At 60.7% G+C, this 15,164-nt stretch carries 15 protein-coding genes; 11 read left to right on the top strand and 4 right to left on the bottom strand.

Going from position 1 to position 15,164, the window contains the following annotated elements; genetic code table 11:
* The first annotated feature begins 210 nt into the window (after positions 1 to 210).
* From ACFVSJ_RS21015 to pntB, 3 genes are read left to right on the top strand one after another with little or no spacing between them, the layout of a single operon-like run.
* Complete coding sequence (locus ACFVSJ_RS21015; RefSeq protein WP_387439020.1) at positions 211 to 1,197, top strand: cyclase family protein; 987 nt, start codon at positions 211 to 213, stop codon at positions 1,195 to 1,197.
* 52 nt (positions 1,198 to 1,249) lie between these two features.
* Positions 1,250 to 2,782, top strand: a complete 1,533-nt coding sequence (locus ACFVSJ_RS21010) for a Re/Si-specific NAD(P)(+) transhydrogenase subunit alpha (protein WP_387439019.1) — start codon at positions 1,250 to 1,252, stop codon at positions 2,780 to 2,782.
* 4 nt (positions 2,783 to 2,786) lie between these two features.
* Entirely contained in the window at positions 2,787 to 4,211 is a 1,425-nt protein-coding gene (gene pntB / locus ACFVSJ_RS21005) for a Re/Si-specific NAD(P)(+) transhydrogenase subunit beta (protein WP_387439018.1), read from the top strand.
* Between the two features lie 329 nt (positions 4,212 to 4,540).
* Here pntB and fdxA read toward each other — a convergent pair whose 3' ends face one another.
* Positions 4,541 to 4,858 carry a ferredoxin gene (fdxA, locus tag ACFVSJ_RS21000; protein WP_387439016.1) on the bottom strand — a complete coding sequence of 106 codons (318 nt, stop codon included), beginning with the start codon at positions 4,856 to 4,858 and terminating at the stop codon, positions 4,541 to 4,543.
* Between the two features lie 151 nt (positions 4,859 to 5,009).
* Between fdxA and ACFVSJ_RS20995 the strand changes: the two genes are divergently transcribed.
* From ACFVSJ_RS20995 to ACFVSJ_RS20985, 3 genes are all read left to right on the top strand, one after another.
* Complete coding sequence (locus ACFVSJ_RS20995; protein WP_387439015.1) at positions 5,010 to 6,179, top strand: cytochrome P450; 1,170 nt, start codon at positions 5,010 to 5,012, stop codon at positions 6,177 to 6,179.
* A complete protein-coding gene (locus ACFVSJ_RS20990; RefSeq protein ID WP_387439014.1) occupies positions 6,176 to 6,376 on the top strand; it encodes a ferredoxin in 201 nt (66 codons plus the stop codon). Before ACFVSJ_RS20995 ends, ACFVSJ_RS20990 begins: the two co-directional genes overlap by 4 nt.
* 145 nt (positions 6,377 to 6,521) lie before the next feature.
* Positions 6,522 to 6,752, top strand: coding sequence for a hypothetical protein (locus tag ACFVSJ_RS20985; protein WP_387439086.1), 231 nt, complete (start codon positions 6,522 to 6,524; stop codon positions 6,750 to 6,752).
* Between the two features lie 36 nt (positions 6,753 to 6,788).
* Here the strand turns inward: ACFVSJ_RS20985 and ACFVSJ_RS20980 are convergent, their stop codons facing one another.
* Positions 6,789 to 7,601: an IclR family transcriptional regulator gene (locus ACFVSJ_RS20980; protein ID WP_387439013.1), complete on the bottom strand. Its 813-nt coding sequence runs from the start codon at positions 7,599 to 7,601 to the stop codon at positions 6,789 to 6,791.
* Positions 7,602 to 7,756: 155 nt separating this feature from the next.
* On the opposite strand from ACFVSJ_RS20980, the gene ACFVSJ_RS20975 reads away from it, so the two are divergent.
* Entirely contained in the window at positions 7,757 to 9,346 is a 1,590-nt protein-coding gene (locus ACFVSJ_RS20975; protein WP_387439012.1) for an MFS transporter, read from the top strand.
* A gap of 111 nt (positions 9,347 to 9,457) precedes the next feature.
* Positions 9,458 to 11,275: a helix-turn-helix domain-containing protein gene (locus tag ACFVSJ_RS20970; RefSeq protein ID WP_387439011.1), complete on the top strand. Its 1,818-nt coding sequence runs from the start codon at positions 9,458 to 9,460 to the stop codon at positions 11,273 to 11,275.
* 133 nt (positions 11,276 to 11,408) lie between these two features.
* On the opposite strand, the gene ACFVSJ_RS20965 is transcribed toward ACFVSJ_RS20970, so the two are convergent.
* A complete protein-coding gene (locus ACFVSJ_RS20965; RefSeq protein ID WP_387439010.1) occupies positions 11,409 to 11,735 on the bottom strand; it encodes a hypothetical protein in 327 nt (108 codons plus the stop codon).
* 106 nt (positions 11,736 to 11,841) lie between these two features.
* Positions 11,842 to 12,675 (bottom strand): oxidoreductase, encoded by an 834-nt coding sequence (locus ACFVSJ_RS20960; RefSeq protein WP_387439009.1) that lies wholly within the window; start codon positions 12,673 to 12,675, stop codon positions 11,842 to 11,844.
* Positions 12,676 to 12,769: 94 nt separating this feature from the next.
* On the opposite strand from ACFVSJ_RS20960, the gene ACFVSJ_RS20955 reads away from it, so the two are divergent.
* The 3 genes from ACFVSJ_RS20955 to ACFVSJ_RS20945 all read left to right on the top strand — a co-directional run bounded on the left by ACFVSJ_RS20955 (position 12,770) and on the right by ACFVSJ_RS20945 (position 15,132).
* Positions 12,770 to 13,357, top strand: coding sequence for a TetR/AcrR family transcriptional regulator (locus tag ACFVSJ_RS20955; RefSeq protein WP_387439008.1), 588 nt, complete (start codon positions 12,770 to 12,772; stop codon positions 13,355 to 13,357).
* A gap of 83 nt (positions 13,358 to 13,440) precedes the next feature.
* Positions 13,441 to 14,613, top strand: coding sequence for an MFS transporter (locus ACFVSJ_RS20950; protein ID WP_387439007.1), 1,173 nt, complete (start codon positions 13,441 to 13,443; stop codon positions 14,611 to 14,613).
* Positions 14,614 to 14,622: 9 nt separating this feature from the next.
* The gene (locus tag ACFVSJ_RS20945; RefSeq protein WP_387439006.1) at positions 14,623 to 15,132 is read left to right on the top strand and encodes an amino-acid N-acetyltransferase; all 510 of its coding nucleotides are present in this window, start codon (positions 14,623 to 14,625) and stop codon (positions 15,130 to 15,132) included.
* Positions 15,133 to 15,164: the final 32 nt, after the last annotated feature.

Raw genomic sequence — 15,164 nt, 5'->3', positions numbered from 1 at the left:
GAACGATGGATGCAGCACAATAAACAGCGTTTCGCATAACAACATTGATGTTCTTTTATACGAAACAGAAATGGATGTTTTCCCGTTCCGTCGGCGGTTTCGCGTCGCGTGAACATCCCGTTCCGCCCGCCGCGCTGAGCACACACCAAAAACAACCCCGGGATGACATCCCCTCAAGGCCCCTTAAGCAAAGTATTGGAGTACTGAAACATGTGTGATGACCTTGGACCCGACCCCGTCGCACCCTGGCTTCGCGAGCTCGGGTCAACCCACAACGAGGCACACCACGTCGATGGTGTGCAGTGTCGTGGTTCGGTAAGGCTTATCGACGAAGCTGCACGCCTGCGGGGCATCGCTGCCGTGTCTCTGGGCAAGGCAATTTCGCTGGAACGCGAGATTGAAACCCGGCCGAAGCAACTGGAAGCCCTCGCCTCTCAGGCCGAAGAGGAGAAGAGGCAATGGCAGGCGCTGGCCGTGGCCGAACTCCCCGACGGCCATGGAAGCGTCGATCTTGATGTCCGCATCGGAATCCACGGCCGCTCCACTCATGGTGGCGACTTCATTCACTACGACGCGCACGGAATCCACAACACGCACATGGATGGGCTCGCCCACCTTGGCGCAGACGAGAGCTGGCACGGACCCATCCCCGCGCGGTCATCAGAGACTGATGAAGACACCATGGTCAATTGGGCCCAGCACGGTATCGCCACGCGCGCGGTACTACTGGATATCCCAGCCGCCCGAGGTGTCGAATGGGTCACGGCCGAGACGCCTGTAACAGCTGAGGACCTCGACCAAGCACTTGCCGCCACTGGTGTGACCATCGAGCCCGGCGACGCACTGCTCATCTATCAGGGCAGAGACCGTTTCGAAGCCGCTGGCCACCGATACACCCCTGGTGCGGTGCTCCAGCCGAGGCCGGGCATTGGCAAGTCCGGAGCGCAATGGATCGCTGCGAAGAATCCTGGTCTTGTCGCCTGGGACTTCCACGATGCACGTTTCGACCCTCCGCATTCTCTTGAAGTACATGGCCTCATCTACGCCATTGGACTTTGCCTCATCGACAACAGCCTGCTCGGCCCCGCGGCGGCAGCGCTTCGCGATGCCGAAACATCCACGGGACTCCTGGTTGCAGCGCCCACGGCGATCCACCGTTCGACCGGCGTCATCATCAACCCCCTGCTGCTTTACTGATGCGCCGCGCAACCATCCGTCCTGATCTGACCCCAAACCGAAAGAGATGCCAATGCGAATTGGAATAGTCGCCGAACGCGCAGAGGGCGAAACACGCGTAGCCGGTACCCCGTCCACTGTTGTCCAGCTGATGAAACTTGGCTATGAAGTTGCCGTTGAGCAGGGTGCCGGAGCTGGATCCGCCTTCCCTGACAGCGACTTCGCAGATGCCGGAGCATCCATCGTCGATCACAACGCGGCATGGAGCGCCGACGTTGTACTGACCGTCAACGCCCCATCCGATGAAGATCTATCACTGATGACCGAAGGCGCCACCCTGGTCTCCTGGCTGAGTCCCGGTCTCAATAGCGAAGTTGTCGACAAACTCGCCGCCTTGCCCATCACGTCGCTGGCCGTGGATGCGGTGCCAAGGCTGTCTCGAGCGCAGTCAATGGACGTCCTGTCCTCAACGGCGAACATCGCCGGGTACCGCGCCGTCGTCGAAGCGGCCAACCAATTCGGCCGCTTCTTCACCGGGCAGGTCACCGCAGCAGGAAAGGTACCTCCAGCGAAGGTACTCGTGGCCGGGGCCGGTGTCGCAGGCCTCGCCGCAATCGGCGCCGCGTCCAGCCTGGGTGCCATCGTCCGGGCAACAGACCCGCGGCCGGAAGTAGCAGAGCAGGTAAAATCCATCGGCGGCAGCTATCTCGCCGTGGAAGTTGCCGAAAAGATGGAATCCACGGACGGCTACGCAAAAGCCACCAGCGAGGCCTACGACCGCCGCGCGGCGGAGCTCTACTCGGAGCAAGCCCGCGAGGTCGACATCATCATCACCACTGCCAACATCCCGGGTCGTACGGCACCAAAACTCATCACCGCGGCCGACGTCGCAGCAATGAAGTCAGGCAGCGTCATCGTCGACCTGGCGGCTGCCAACGGCGGAAACGTTGAGGGCACCGTACCGGGAGAACTCATTGTCACCAGCAACGGCGTAACCATCATCGGCTACACCGATCTTGCGCGCCGCCTGCCCGCCCAGGCATCCCAGCTCTACGGTCAGAATCTGGTGAATCTCCTCAAGCTGCTCACGCCAGGCCAGGACGGGATGCTCGTGCTGGACCACGAGGACGTCGTGCAGCGTGCCATCACGGTGACGCAGAACGGCGAAAAGCTTTGGCCCCCGCCCCCCGTGCAGGTCTCGGCAGCACCCAAGACTGCCGAACAGGCCGCACCAGTAGTGACCCAACCGGCAAAGAAGTCATCACCGGCCGCCCGTGCGGCCCTGGGCGTCGCCGGGATTCTGGCCTTGTTCGGAATCGTCGCAATCGCCCCTCAGCCTTTGCCCCAGCACATCACCGTCCTGGTCCTCGCAGTGGTTATCGGCTTTTACGTGATCGGCAAGGTCCACCACGCCCTTCATACGCCGCTCATGTCGGTGACCAACGCCATCAGCGGCATTGTCGTGGTCGGGGCAATGCTGCAGCTGGCAATCGACGACCCCGTGACCAAGGTCCTGTCAGCCGCCGCTGTACTTCTGGCCAGCATCAACGTCTTCGGCGGTTTCGCCGTCACTCGCCGCATGCTTCGCATGTTCTCAAAGGACTGAACCCATGACCCCCGATCTTCTTTCGGCTGTGACCCTCGCCATCGCCGGCGCAGCGTACGTTGTGGCCGCCCTTCTTTTCATCCTTAGCCTCGCCGGCCTGTCCAAACACGAGACGGCACGCAAAGGCGTTACCTACGGCATTACCGGCATGATCATCGCCCTCGGCGCAACGGTCAGCCTCGTGCTGAGGGAATCTGACCAGCTGGGTGTCGTGCTTTTGCTCGCCGCTGTCGTAATCGGCGCCATAGTTGGTCTTTGGCGCGCGGCGCGGGTTGAAATGACCGGCATGCCGCAGTTCATTGCGCTTCTGCACTCGTTTGTGGGACTCGCAGCGGTGCTGATCGGATGGAATGGTTTCCTCGACAGCGCCCACACCGTTCCCGACCTCGTGGGCATTCATCGCGGCGAGGTCTTTGCAGGCATCTTCATCGGGGGAGTCACGTTCACCGGATCGATCGTTGCTTTCCTCAAATTGTCGGCCCGCATCAAGTCAGCGCCGCTTGTTCTGCCGGGACGCAACGCACTCAACGTCGGAGCGATCGCACTCTTCTTCGCCCTGACGACGTGGTTCGTCATTGAGCCTTCGTTTTGGTTGGTTGTGGCCGTGACCACCTTGGCTCTTCTTCTCGGCTGGCACCTTGTCGCTTCGATTGGGGGTGGAGACATGCCTGTTGTGGTGTCCATGCTCAACAGCTACTCGGGTTGGGCTGCCGCGGCGAGCGGCTTCCTCTTGAGCAACGACCTGCTCATTGTCACAGGCGCCCTGGTAGGTTCCTCTGGCGCCTACCTCAGTTACATCATGTGCAAAGCGATGAACAGATCATTCATCTCCGTCATTGCCGGCGGCTTCGGAATCGCCGCTCCCAGCCGCGACAGCGAAGAAACCGGAGAGCACACAGAAATCAGCGCAGAAGAGACCGCCCGCCTGCTGGCCGACGCAAAATCTGTCATCATCACACCCGGTTTCGGCATGGCAGTAGCACAGGCCCAGTACCCGGTCGCAGAGCTCACACGTTCGCTCCGGGAGAGAGGTGTCGACGTGAGGTTTGGCATCCATCCCGTAGCCGGACGCCTGCCTGGACACATGAATGTCCTGCTCGCCGAGGCAAAAGTCCCGTACGACATCGTGCTGGAAATGGACGAAGTGAACGATGATTTCTCCGAAACAAGCGTCGTTCTCGTGATCGGCGCCAATGACACGGTGAATCCTGCGGCGGCAGAAGACCCCGGCAGCCCCATCGCGGGCATGCCGGTCCTCAAAGTATGGGAGGCGGAGGACGTTATCGTGTTCAAACGGTCCATGGCCTCCGGGTATGCCGGCGTGCAGAACCCGCTGTTCTTCCGGGATAACGCCCGGATGTTGTTCGGTGACGCGAAAGAGCGTGTTGAGGACATTGTCCGCGTACTAAGTGAGGCACGGGTCCCCTGATCCGCACTGCTCCAAGCGCCACCTGATGGCTGCCTGAACGGCTCCGGCTCCTTCGCCCACGGGGCGGGCCGGGGCCGTTTTCGGTCATGGAACAAGCCGGATCGGCTTAGGTGGCGTAACACGCCGACCCTGATAGCCCCAGCCATTGCTGGGGCGTGCCGGTAACAACCGAAAGGTCTACATGCGTGCCGTCACCTCGAGGACAAGGGGATGACTGCCGGGCGAAGCACGACGCCGGCCCGAGAGACGTGAGGGCGGTCCACCATGGTGGGGGACCGCCCTCGCTTCGCCGTAGTTAAATATAAGCTGCGCGGCTTATTTAGGGTTCTCTACTGCTTCTTGGAAAGCTGAGCGACGTACTCGACGTCGTGATCAATGAGGCCAAGCTTCCGGCCGCCCTTCGGCGGCTTTGCCTCGGCGAAGAACTGATCGTTCAGGCCAAGGAACTTCTCATCCTCGCCGTCGAGCTCGTCGTCAAAACGGATCGCCGAAACAGGGCATGCGGGCTCACAAGCGCCGCAATTTATGCACTGGTCGGAGTTGATGTACATCATTCGATTGCCCTCATAGAGGCAGTCGACGGGGCACACTTGAATGCAGCTCTTGTCTTTGACATCAACGCAAGCTTCAGTAACAACAAAAGTCATGATGGGACCTTCCGGACGCCGGTGTTCGGAGCATTTTGGGGCTAGACGCCGCAGCTTCAGTGTGTAGACTGAAACCTAAGCGTTGTGTTTCAAAAATATCACGCAGATGGTTACGTGACCAGAGTAGTTCGCTAAACCCCTAGGAGATCCGATGACGGTAAACGCCATCCAGACCCGCCGAGTAAATCCGTACAGCCCACCTGCCGAGCATCTTGAGTTGCAGGGGGAGGAAGCTGTGGCTTTCCTCGATTGGCGGGACGGCCGCAAGGCTTGGGCAATCACAAAGCATGCCGACGTACGCACGATGCTCAGCGACGTGCGTTTCAGTTCCGACCGCTCTCTTCCGGACCACCCGGCACATGGCGGCTACGTCCCTGGCGCCCACAAAGGGGCAATTATTGCCATCGACCCCCCAGAGCACTCGACTATCAGGGCAAGGGTCATGAATGAGTTCACCGTCAAAAAGATCTCGTTGATGCGTCCGCGCATCGAGGAGATTGTCACCCAGGCTATTGATGCGATGCTGGACGGAAAATCCGAGGCGGAGCTGGTCGAGGAACTGTCGCTTCCTGTGCCGGCAATGGCAATCGCTGAGCTGCTGGGCGTCCCGTACGAAGATCACGACTTTTTCCAGAGGAACACCGCGCTCTTCTCAGACTCGCACGTTGACCCGGACCGGCGCGGCAAGGCCATAGCCGAACTCCGTGACTACATCAGCAACCTGGTCGACCTGCGGGTGGAGAACCGTGGCAACGACATCATCAGCAGGCAGCTCGACGCCGGCGCCGACGCCGAGGAAGCCGTTGGTCTGGGCTTCCTGTTACTTATCGCCGGTCATGAAACCACAGCAAACATGATCTCCCTGAGCATCATGACCCTGCTGGACCGACCCGAGCTGCTGCAGCAATTGCGCGACGACCCGGCTTTGATCCCGGGCGCTGTGGAGGAGATGCTCCGCTATTTCACAATTGCCGAGGTTGGCGGCCTCCGCCTTGCGACAGCCGATATCGAAATCGGCGGAAAGCAAATCCATGCCGGAGATGCGGTGTACGGGCTCACAAATACGGCAAACCGTGACCCCGAAGTGTTCCCGGATCCGCACACGATCAATTTTTCCCGTGGTGCACGCAACCACATGGCGTTTGGGTTCGGACCACACCAGTGCCTGGGGCAGAACCTCGCCAGGCTCGAACTTGTCGTCGTTCTCGAACATGTCATCAAGCGCATCCCAACGCTCCGACTCGTGGACCCTCTCTCGGCGATCGCTTTCAAGGAATGGGGACCGAACTACGGGATCAACGAATTGAAGGTGGCCTGGTGAGCGCGCACATCGAAGCCAAACGAGAAACCTGCATCGGAGCAGGCCAATGCGTTTTCGCTGACCCCGACGCCTTTGACCAGGACGACAACGGATGGGTCGTGGTGCTGCAGGCGGATCCCTCAACTCCGGAAGCGTTGGCACGCGCTAAAGAGGCCGCCAATGTGTGCCCGAGCCGCTCGATCAGTCTCAAAGAATGATCCTGGGGAAGTGACGACGTCCGGGGGGGAGGGGCCTCCGAAATCCTCGCAGCCTGGTTGATTCAACGGGGCACCTCCCTGTAGTCGGCTATGACCTCCAGTTCCTCAACGGACAGATCTCCTCCGCTCTCGGACTTTCCCTGAACTGGCGCGCCGTGATCATGGGGCAGGCAACCTGGGGCGCCCCCTCGCCGGGTACCCCGGCTTCATCTCCCGTGGATTTGAAGTCGTGGGGATCCCGGATTCAGGCCAGTACCTGATTGGAAGGGAGCTGGGCCACCTGCGGGTCGCCACCACCGACGACCTCGAAGCCGTCATCCGGCGAACATCTGCCAACATCGCCGTTCTCTCAGTACCGGCTTCCGCCGCGCCCTAACTTCGGCGGCAAAGCAAACTGGTCCAGCTAACGGTGTCAGCTCCGGCTGAGTGTGCCGCCCATGCGTTCGCTAAGGACGGCGGCTGAATGCTTGACCAGGTTGGACAGTTCCGTTTCGACTCTGGCGTCGAACCGGGATTCTGGAATCATCAGCCCGGACGTTCCGACAACTTCTTGCCCGGGGCCAAAGACCGGCGCGGCAAGGGCTATTGCGCCCGTGACCCGCTCGCCGAGCGAGACTGCGTATCCGTTGCGTCGAATGGCCTCGATGCGGTCCGAGAGGATCGCCGGGTCGACGATCGTGTTCTCCGTGACCTTGGTCAGGTTGCCCTGCAGGATTTCCCGACGGGTTTCCTCAGGCAGAAACGCCAGAATCGACAACCCACTGGCCCCGCTGTGCAGAGGCAACCACTTTTGCAGGGGGATCATGTATCGCAGCGGATGCGGAGAGTCCACGGTGACGGCAAACATCATTTCGTGGCGCTGGTCGTTGTAGATGCCCAGGAAGGAGGATTCACCGCTTTTGTCCGTCATCTCTTGGAGGAGGTCGTTCGCCATTTCCCGAAGGGGAAACCGCGACACGAGCTTCCAGGAGAGCCGGAGGAATTCCAATCCGAGCTGGTAACTACCGTCTGGCGACCGGCGCACCATCCCGAGTTTCTCGAGGTCCGTCAGTAGCCGATGCGCCGTGCTGGGGCTGACTCCCAGGTATGTTCCCAATTCGCGGACGCCGTACGAAGATTCCCCGGATTCCACCATGAGGGCAATTATTTCGAACCCTCTCGCCAGCGGATCCCTCTGCCGATCAGGCGAGGAAACGTCAGCCGTCGTCTTCGGTGTGCTTGCCACCTTCAGGTTTCTCCTCCTGGATCTGTAGGCCGGAAAGTCATCCTTGAGCCTCTTGGCTCATGCTAGCGCACCACAAAACAGAACGCATTGTCCGTTCAACGGTGCCGTGTGCAGCGGCGGCAGTGCCTTGTCTCCTGGCGCCCAGGGAGCCGTGGGTGCCGACATTGAAGATTCTCTTGACATGGCACCGTCGCGGTGGAAGCATATTCACGCGCACAACAAAACGCTTGTTTTGTAAAAGCGAACAGTCTAACAATGAAGTTAGGAAGACAATGGTCCACCGCCAACCCCTGGCTCCGGCAGCATCACGTCCTTTCGCCGTGATCGTTGCGATCTTCATGATCATCGAACTCACTCCGATTTTTGAAGTGACGATGATGTACACCGCCATTCCGACCCTCATGCATGCCTTCGAGGCGGACGCGTCTGCGATCTCGTGGGTTGTGACGATCTTCCTGCTCGTGGGAGCCGGCACAGCGGCCATCGCTGGCCGACTTGGCGATATCTACGGACGGAAAAAGGTTCTCATTACCCTGATGGCCATCTCGGCCCTCGGTCCAATCATCAGCGTGGTGATGGGAAATCTTGAGGGTGTGCTGATCGGTCGTGCGCTCCAAGGAACCAGCGCGGGGCTCTTTCCCTTGCTCATAGGCGTCGCTCGAGAAGTAGCACCTCATAACCGTGTGTCCATTCTCATCAGCTTGACCTCAGGTGTGGGACTCATTGGGGGATCCATCGGAGGCGTCGCAGCGGGCCTCCTTTTGGGTGCTGGAGGATGGCAAAGCCTGTTCATTGCCTCGGCCTGCCTGGCTGTTCTTGCAATCCTGGTCGCCCTGGCACTGCCTGGGTCCGTCAGCACGATTGCCTCCCGATCCCGCATAGACGTGTTGGGCGGTGTCCTGATGGCACCTGCAATCGCCTCGATCCTCTACGGGTTCACCACCTCACGCACGCAACGTGCGAGCCCCACCGTGATTGGACTGATCATCGCAGGCGCGCTGCTGTTCGCGTTCTGGGTTATCTGGGAACTGCGAATTGAACAGCCCATGTTTAATCTCCGGCTCTTTCGGCAGCGCTCCCTCGTGCTGACGCTCGTTACCACTGCTTTCGCGTCGCTCGGCATTCTCTCGGCCCCCGGATTGCTTACCCCTATCCTGCAGCAGAGCGCTACGGATCTGCCCGTTGGTTTGGGACTAACCCCAACCCAAGCGGGACTCTACGGACTAATTTCGGGAGCAGTCGCATTTGCTCTTTCACCTGTCGCAGGGAGGATCGCGGGAAATCACGGAGGCAAACTCATCCTTGCAGCGGGTGCCGTTCTGGGCGTCGTCGGATTCTCCGGCTTCTTTATCTCCACCCACAACTTGCCGCTGTCGATCGTCTCGGTTGTGATCGGTTCCGTGGGAACGGTGTTTCTCACGATCAGCATTCCGATCGTTATCGTCGAAAACGTTCCCGTCCATGACACCAGCGAAGCGGTTGGATTGATCTTCACCGTTGGACGCACTCTCTTCAGCGCCGTCGGAACGACAATCATCGGCATCGTCCTTGCATCAAGCACGATTCCTGGCACGACAGCCCCCACCGTCGCTTCGTGGAACGCGGGAATCATATTCATTGGCATCGCAGGAGCGGCAGCCTTGATCGCCACTTTGTCCATCGCAAAGTCAACTCCAATGAACCGTCGTGCGGCGAATCCTGACCAGATCATTCCCGAGCCGGCGGGACACGCAGTATCGCACTAGCCAAGAGTAGAGTCCGCGCCGGTTCAGGCGGCCCCATGCCGCCTGAACTCCGGCTTCAAACAGCCAAACCAAGGCATTCACGCGTCGACAAAGCCGTGAGAGACTCGAAACGTGAAAGTGCGGCCAGGGCGATCGGCCCAGCAGCTTCAGGGGTGGGTGCAAGCGCTGGCAGAGATTGGCGCGACCGTGAATCGAGGCGTCTCCCTCCACGAACTGTTGGACCTGGTCGCGCAGACCGCCTGCCGACTCATGTCCTACGATTTTTGTGCCATCACCATGCCTGATGAGACATCTCAGGCACTACTGATCGAAGGCTCGTTTGGGCTTCCCGAACAGTACATCCGGGACGTTAACACTCTGCCCCGGATCCGTCTTCAAGGACTCCACACCCCAACACCATCAGCGCAGGCGTTTTCCCTGGGAATTCCCGTTCAGATACCCGACATTGGAAGCGATCTGCCGCTGACGCCAGGGAAGAGCGCTGCCAGAGATCAGGGGTTCACTTCCGTGATCGCCGTGCCCCTCAATGCCTCCGGTCAGACGCTCGGAACCCTTAATTGCTACACGCGCACGCCACACCACTTCAGCAAGGAAGAAGAAACGCACCTGATGATGCTGGCCGACCAAGCCGCCATCGCAATAACCACCTCCCGCCTCAGGTCCGAACAGGCACGGACAATCTCCGACCTGAGGGAGCTAAACGAAACACTGGAGCACCAATTCGAACTGCATCGTCAGGCCGCGGCCATCCATGAACGGCTCACGGCTCTGACATTTGGTGAAGGTGGGGTCAACGCAGTTGCCATTGCCTTGGCCGACATCCTCGGACGTCCCGTCGTCCTAAGCGGAATCGATGGGAGAGTGATCTGCAGCGCCGACTACAAGGGCGAAACATTCCCTGCCGTCCTGCCCGATGCTCCGGAAGAATTACCTCCCCCGCCAAGCATCGACAACGCCGCACCTCCCGGGAACACCCAAAGTCGAAATCTGGTACGCGAGGTCTTCCGGGTTCCGGTCGTGGACAAAGACGAAACCGTTGCCTGGATCTGGACAACGGGACGGTTCGACGGCCTCAGTTCCCTACACCGTCGCTGCATCGAGCAGGCTGCTACCGTTTTGGCACTGGAACTGCTCCGGACAAGAACAGCGTCCGAAGCAGCCTGGCGGGACACCAATGCAATCCTCTCCGGCTTGCTCGCAGGCCACCTCACGACAGATCAGACAGCGCAGGCTGAACAGCAGGGCTGGGATTTTGAACTCCCGCACGTCCTCATCATCGTTCGTTCCCGAGCGGCTATGTCCTACTCCGAAGCCGCACGTTTCGCACAGCTGGCATCACCAACTTCGCCCACGCCGCTGCTTGGAGCCCACGACGGGTATGTTGTCTCAGTCTGGCCGACTTCAGCGGCGCCCGCTCGTGAATTACGAGCCATAGCCGAGGATCTCCGAGGGCGCCTAGGGGAGCGGTCCTCAACTGCGGAAGGCACCTTCGCGGTTATTTCGGGAAGCCTAAATCACGCTTCCGATTACCCCGCCGCGTTCGGGGCAGCGCGCGCTGCGATCAGGCTTGCGAGTCTCCGCCAACGCCCGCCCGGAGTTCTGACCTTGGCCGGGGACCCGCTAACGGATCTGGTGCTGCAAGTGCCCGATGCGACAAACATCAACGCCTACGCCGGAAGGATGCTGGGCCCGCTCCTAACCCGTGAGAACGGTATGCTCCTGCAGACCTTATCAACGCTTATAGCAACCAGCCTGAACGAAACGGACGCCTCGCAACAGCTAGGAGTAGATGAGGCTACCGTCAACCTTCGCCGTGAACGCATCGAAGAACTGCTCGGCAGAAGCCTGTCGGTGATCGCGGACAGCACGCGCATCTCTGTCGCCCTTGAAATCGAAAACGCAAGCAAGCCAGACGACAAGACTGCCTGATACATAGCGCGGTGTCTCTACCTCGGGCGACTGCCGGACTCCGCACTTCCGAGGCCACCAAAGAAGATGGCGACCTCGTTCGGCAGGAACGAATCGTTCTCACCCATGACAGCCGGAAGCCAGCCTGGGGTGGTCAGGCAGTGACAGTGTCCGGGTTGGCGCTTCGCCATCCTGCCGGACGATCGCTGGCGGCAACATCCTCAGCCAGGTCTCGACTTGTCAGAGGATCCACGATCCTTAGGCCCGGGTAGAAGCGGATGGGTCCTTGGTCGTCGTCGTGCCGTATGCCGAGATGCCTCAGCGCAGTGACGAAATCGGCGTTGGGAATCGGTTCGGTGAGGCGGGTCAGGCACCAGCCGACGTACCGTCCGTAGAGGGCTGTGATGTCCAGGCCGTCGTTGGCTGCGTCGTCGATGGTGACGCATTCCTCGAGGAAGCGTGGGATCTGGGTGTTGGTCATGCAAGGCCTCCGGCCTTTAGGAAGGGCCGCCGGTCTGCAACAGCGAATGTCCTACTCTTCCAGCGTCCCGGTGGTCTGTCAAAGAGCCGGGACCCGGCCGGAGGCGTTAGCTGCGGGGTATTCCGACCGCGCGGCTGATCAAAGTGTCGAATTGGCGGTCGCTGAGCAGCCCTCGGGCGGCGATGAGCGGTTGGGCCCCGAATCCGACGGCGTAGCGCGTCTTCGGCTTCGAAGCCGTCACGGCTTTGGCGATCGCGTCCGCGATGACCGACGGCGGGGAGTTGCGGTTGCCGTTCGCCTCGGACCGCAGTGAGGTTGCGACGGCTTTTGCCTGGGCGGCGTAGGGCCCCGCTCCCGACGTTTCTTCGACGAAGTCTGCCGCGATTCCGCTCCATTCCGTTGCGATTCCACCGGGTTCGATCACGACGACGTCGATGCCGAAGGGTTTGACCTCCAGGCGCAGGCAGTCGCTGAGTGCTTCAAGGGCGAATTTTGTGCCGTGGTACCAGCCTCCCAGGGGTGTGTAGATCTTTCCCCCCATTGAGGTGATGTTCACGATGGTGCCCGAACCTTGGGTGCGCATGTGGGGCAGCGTCAGTTGGGCCAGCCTCATCGCTCCGAAGACGTTGACCTCGAACTGGCGTCGGCCCTCCTCTATGTCGACGTCCTCCAGCGCCCCGTAGGAGCCATAGCCGGCGTTGTTGACCAACACGTCGATCCGGCCTGTCTCGGCGATGATCTGGTCGACGCCGGATTTCATCGAGTCGTCGTCGGTGACATCCATGGCCAAGGGGCGTACGCCGTCTTGCGCCAGGTTCTGGAGGCGATCGATCCGGCGGGCCGCTCCGTAGACGGTGAAACCAAGGGCTTGGAGTTTTCGGGCTGCAGCCTCACCGATTCCGGACGATGCGCCGGTGACGAGGGCGGTTTTGGTGGTCATTGAGATGCTCCAGGGTATAAGGTGAATGTTGGTTCACTTAAATAATGAATCCACATTCACTTTTGTGCAAGTACCCGGCAGGAGAATCTTTCCAGTGACTACCCAGCAGCGCCCCATGCGTGCCGACGCGATCCGGAACCGCGCGAAGATCCTGGATGCTGCCCGAGCGGAGATCGCCGGACGTGGTCCGGATGTGGGGATGGAAATCATCGCCGGTACGGCCGGCGTTGCCGTGGGAACCTTGTACCGGCATTTCCCTACAAAGAAGGATCTGGTGGGGGCCGTGCTTGCCGAATTTGTCGAGCAAATCACCGTGGAAGCCGAGTCGGCCCTTGCCCGCGCCAAGACAGGTGATGAGTCGCCGTTGACCGTCATCATGTCCTTCCTGCACGAGGTCCTCCGAATTTCCGCATTGAACGCTGCTGCCAAATCTGCCGCTCCCGCGCTCGGTGCTTCCATGGACATTGATGAGACCCGCGCCGCGGCGGCGTTGTCCGGTCTCATTGAGATGGGTATTGCTTCGGGCCAGGTCCGTCCGGATCTCACGGTGGCTGACGTCTATATGCTCATCAGTGCCGCGCCTTTGGATCAGCCGGAGCCGGTGAGGGAACGATGGGCCACGCTGGTTCTGCCATGCCTGACGTCCGACGCCGCCCGGATCCTTCCGGGGGGCGGGCGCTAGCCTTACCAGCACGGCAGGCCCCACCCATCCCGGTAACGCCAGGTCCTCCCTCGCCAGAGGACAGCGAACTAGCGTTGACGCCTATGGCACCCCTTTCAACCGCGACCAACGCGGAAGCAGCACCAAAGAACTCAGTTTCGACCTACTCTGCAGCCCTGTTCTGGGGACTGCAGTTCGCGTTGTTGAATCCCGCGTTGGCCCTGTTGCTGGTGGCGCTGTATCACGCCACCGCCGCGGATGTCGGATGGGTCCTGGCCCTTTACAACGCAAGCGGGTTCCTGGCTGCGGTCCTTGTGCCGGCCTGGGCGGACCGGCGGAAGGACTATCTCCGTCCCTTGCTGCTCTGCGCTGTCCTGACCCTTGTCCTGGCCGGCGTGCTGGGCGTGGTTGGAACCCTCCCGGCGGCGGTGGTGGCCCTGGTGGTCCTTGGCGGTCCCGCGGGGGTCGGGGTGACGTTGCTTTTCGCTCAACTGAAGCATTCGGGAACCGATCCTTCTCAGGTCATCAACACCCGCGCCGTCGTTTCGGTTGCGTGGGTTGCGGGTCCGCCTGCGGCCACACTTGTCATGGGCGCGTTCGGCGAAGGCGCAATCCTTCCTGTCCTGGCCGTCGTCGCCGTCCTGAATGTTGTTACTACGCTCGCGATGCTCCGGCAACGAAAGGCCAGCAACGCAACCGTAAAAACACAAGTCGAGGGTCCAGCAGCGCCGCGGGGCGCAGTGGTTGCCCTCGTCTGCGGATTTACCGCCCTCCAGGCGACGAACAGCGCGGCGGTCTCTGTGATGGGCCTCTTCGTCAGCGAGCGTCTCCACCTTCCGTTGATCTGGTCGGGGATTGCGTTGGGACTTTCGGCGCTCTTGGAGATTCCCGCTCTCGTGGTGATCGGTAAGCTCGGCAAGAAGTTTTCCGCACACGCCTTGATAGTGTCCGGCTGCGTGGCCGGGATCGCGTACTACGCCGCCATGACGTTCCTTTCCGATCCTGTCAGCCTCCTCGCTGCCCAGGTGCTCAACGCGTGGTTCTTTGGCGTCGTCGCCGGGGTGGGCCTCACCGTTTTCCAGGACGTCATTCCGCGGCCGGGGTTCGCATCCGGACTCTACGCAAACACCCGCCGCATTGGCGCGATTGCTTCCGGTGGCCTCATCGCGTTCGGTTCGGCGACGCCCCTCGGCTACCAAGGGATCTTTGCTGCCTGCGCCGTCATCACCGCGGCAGCCCTGGTGCTGATGAAAACAGTGAGAACAGCGGCTCGCTAGGATGGGGGAGTGGATTCTGCCTTTAGCCTTCGCCCTGCCCGCACCAGCGATGTCGCGGCGATCAAGAGGCTGGTGGCCCGCCTGGCTGACGAGCGGATCCTGATCTCCAAGGAAACGGTGGCGTATTACGAAAGCCTCCAGGAATTCCAGATCGCCGAATCGAGCGAAGGCGAAGTCATTGGCTGCGGCGCCCTGCATGTGATGTGGGAGGACCTGGCCGAAATCCGCACTCTTGCAGCAGCCGATTCGTGGCGCGGCAAAGGTGTTGGCCACAGGCTGGTGGAGAGCCTCGTTGAGAAGGCCCGTGAGCTGGGAGTCAGCCGGGTCTTTTGCCTGACGTTCGAGGTGGACTTCTTTGTTCGCCACGGCTTCGAGGTCATGGCAGACCAGTCCGCCGTGGACCCGGAAGTTTACTCAGAACTGCTGCGCTCGCATGACGAAGGCGTGGCGGAATTCCTCGATTTGGCCCGCGTTAAACCCAATACCTTGGGCAACACCCGCATGATCAAGCATCTCTAGCCCCACGAGCAACAAAGAAATAAATTATGCGT

It is taken from the genome of Paenarthrobacter sp. NPDC058040, assembly GCF_042885775.1.
Taxonomy (GTDB): domain Bacteria; phylum Actinomycetota; class Actinomycetes; order Actinomycetales; family Micrococcaceae; genus Arthrobacter.
The sequence above is the reverse complement of the archived record's forward strand: the minus strand, read 5'-3'. Positions and strand labels throughout refer to the sequence as shown.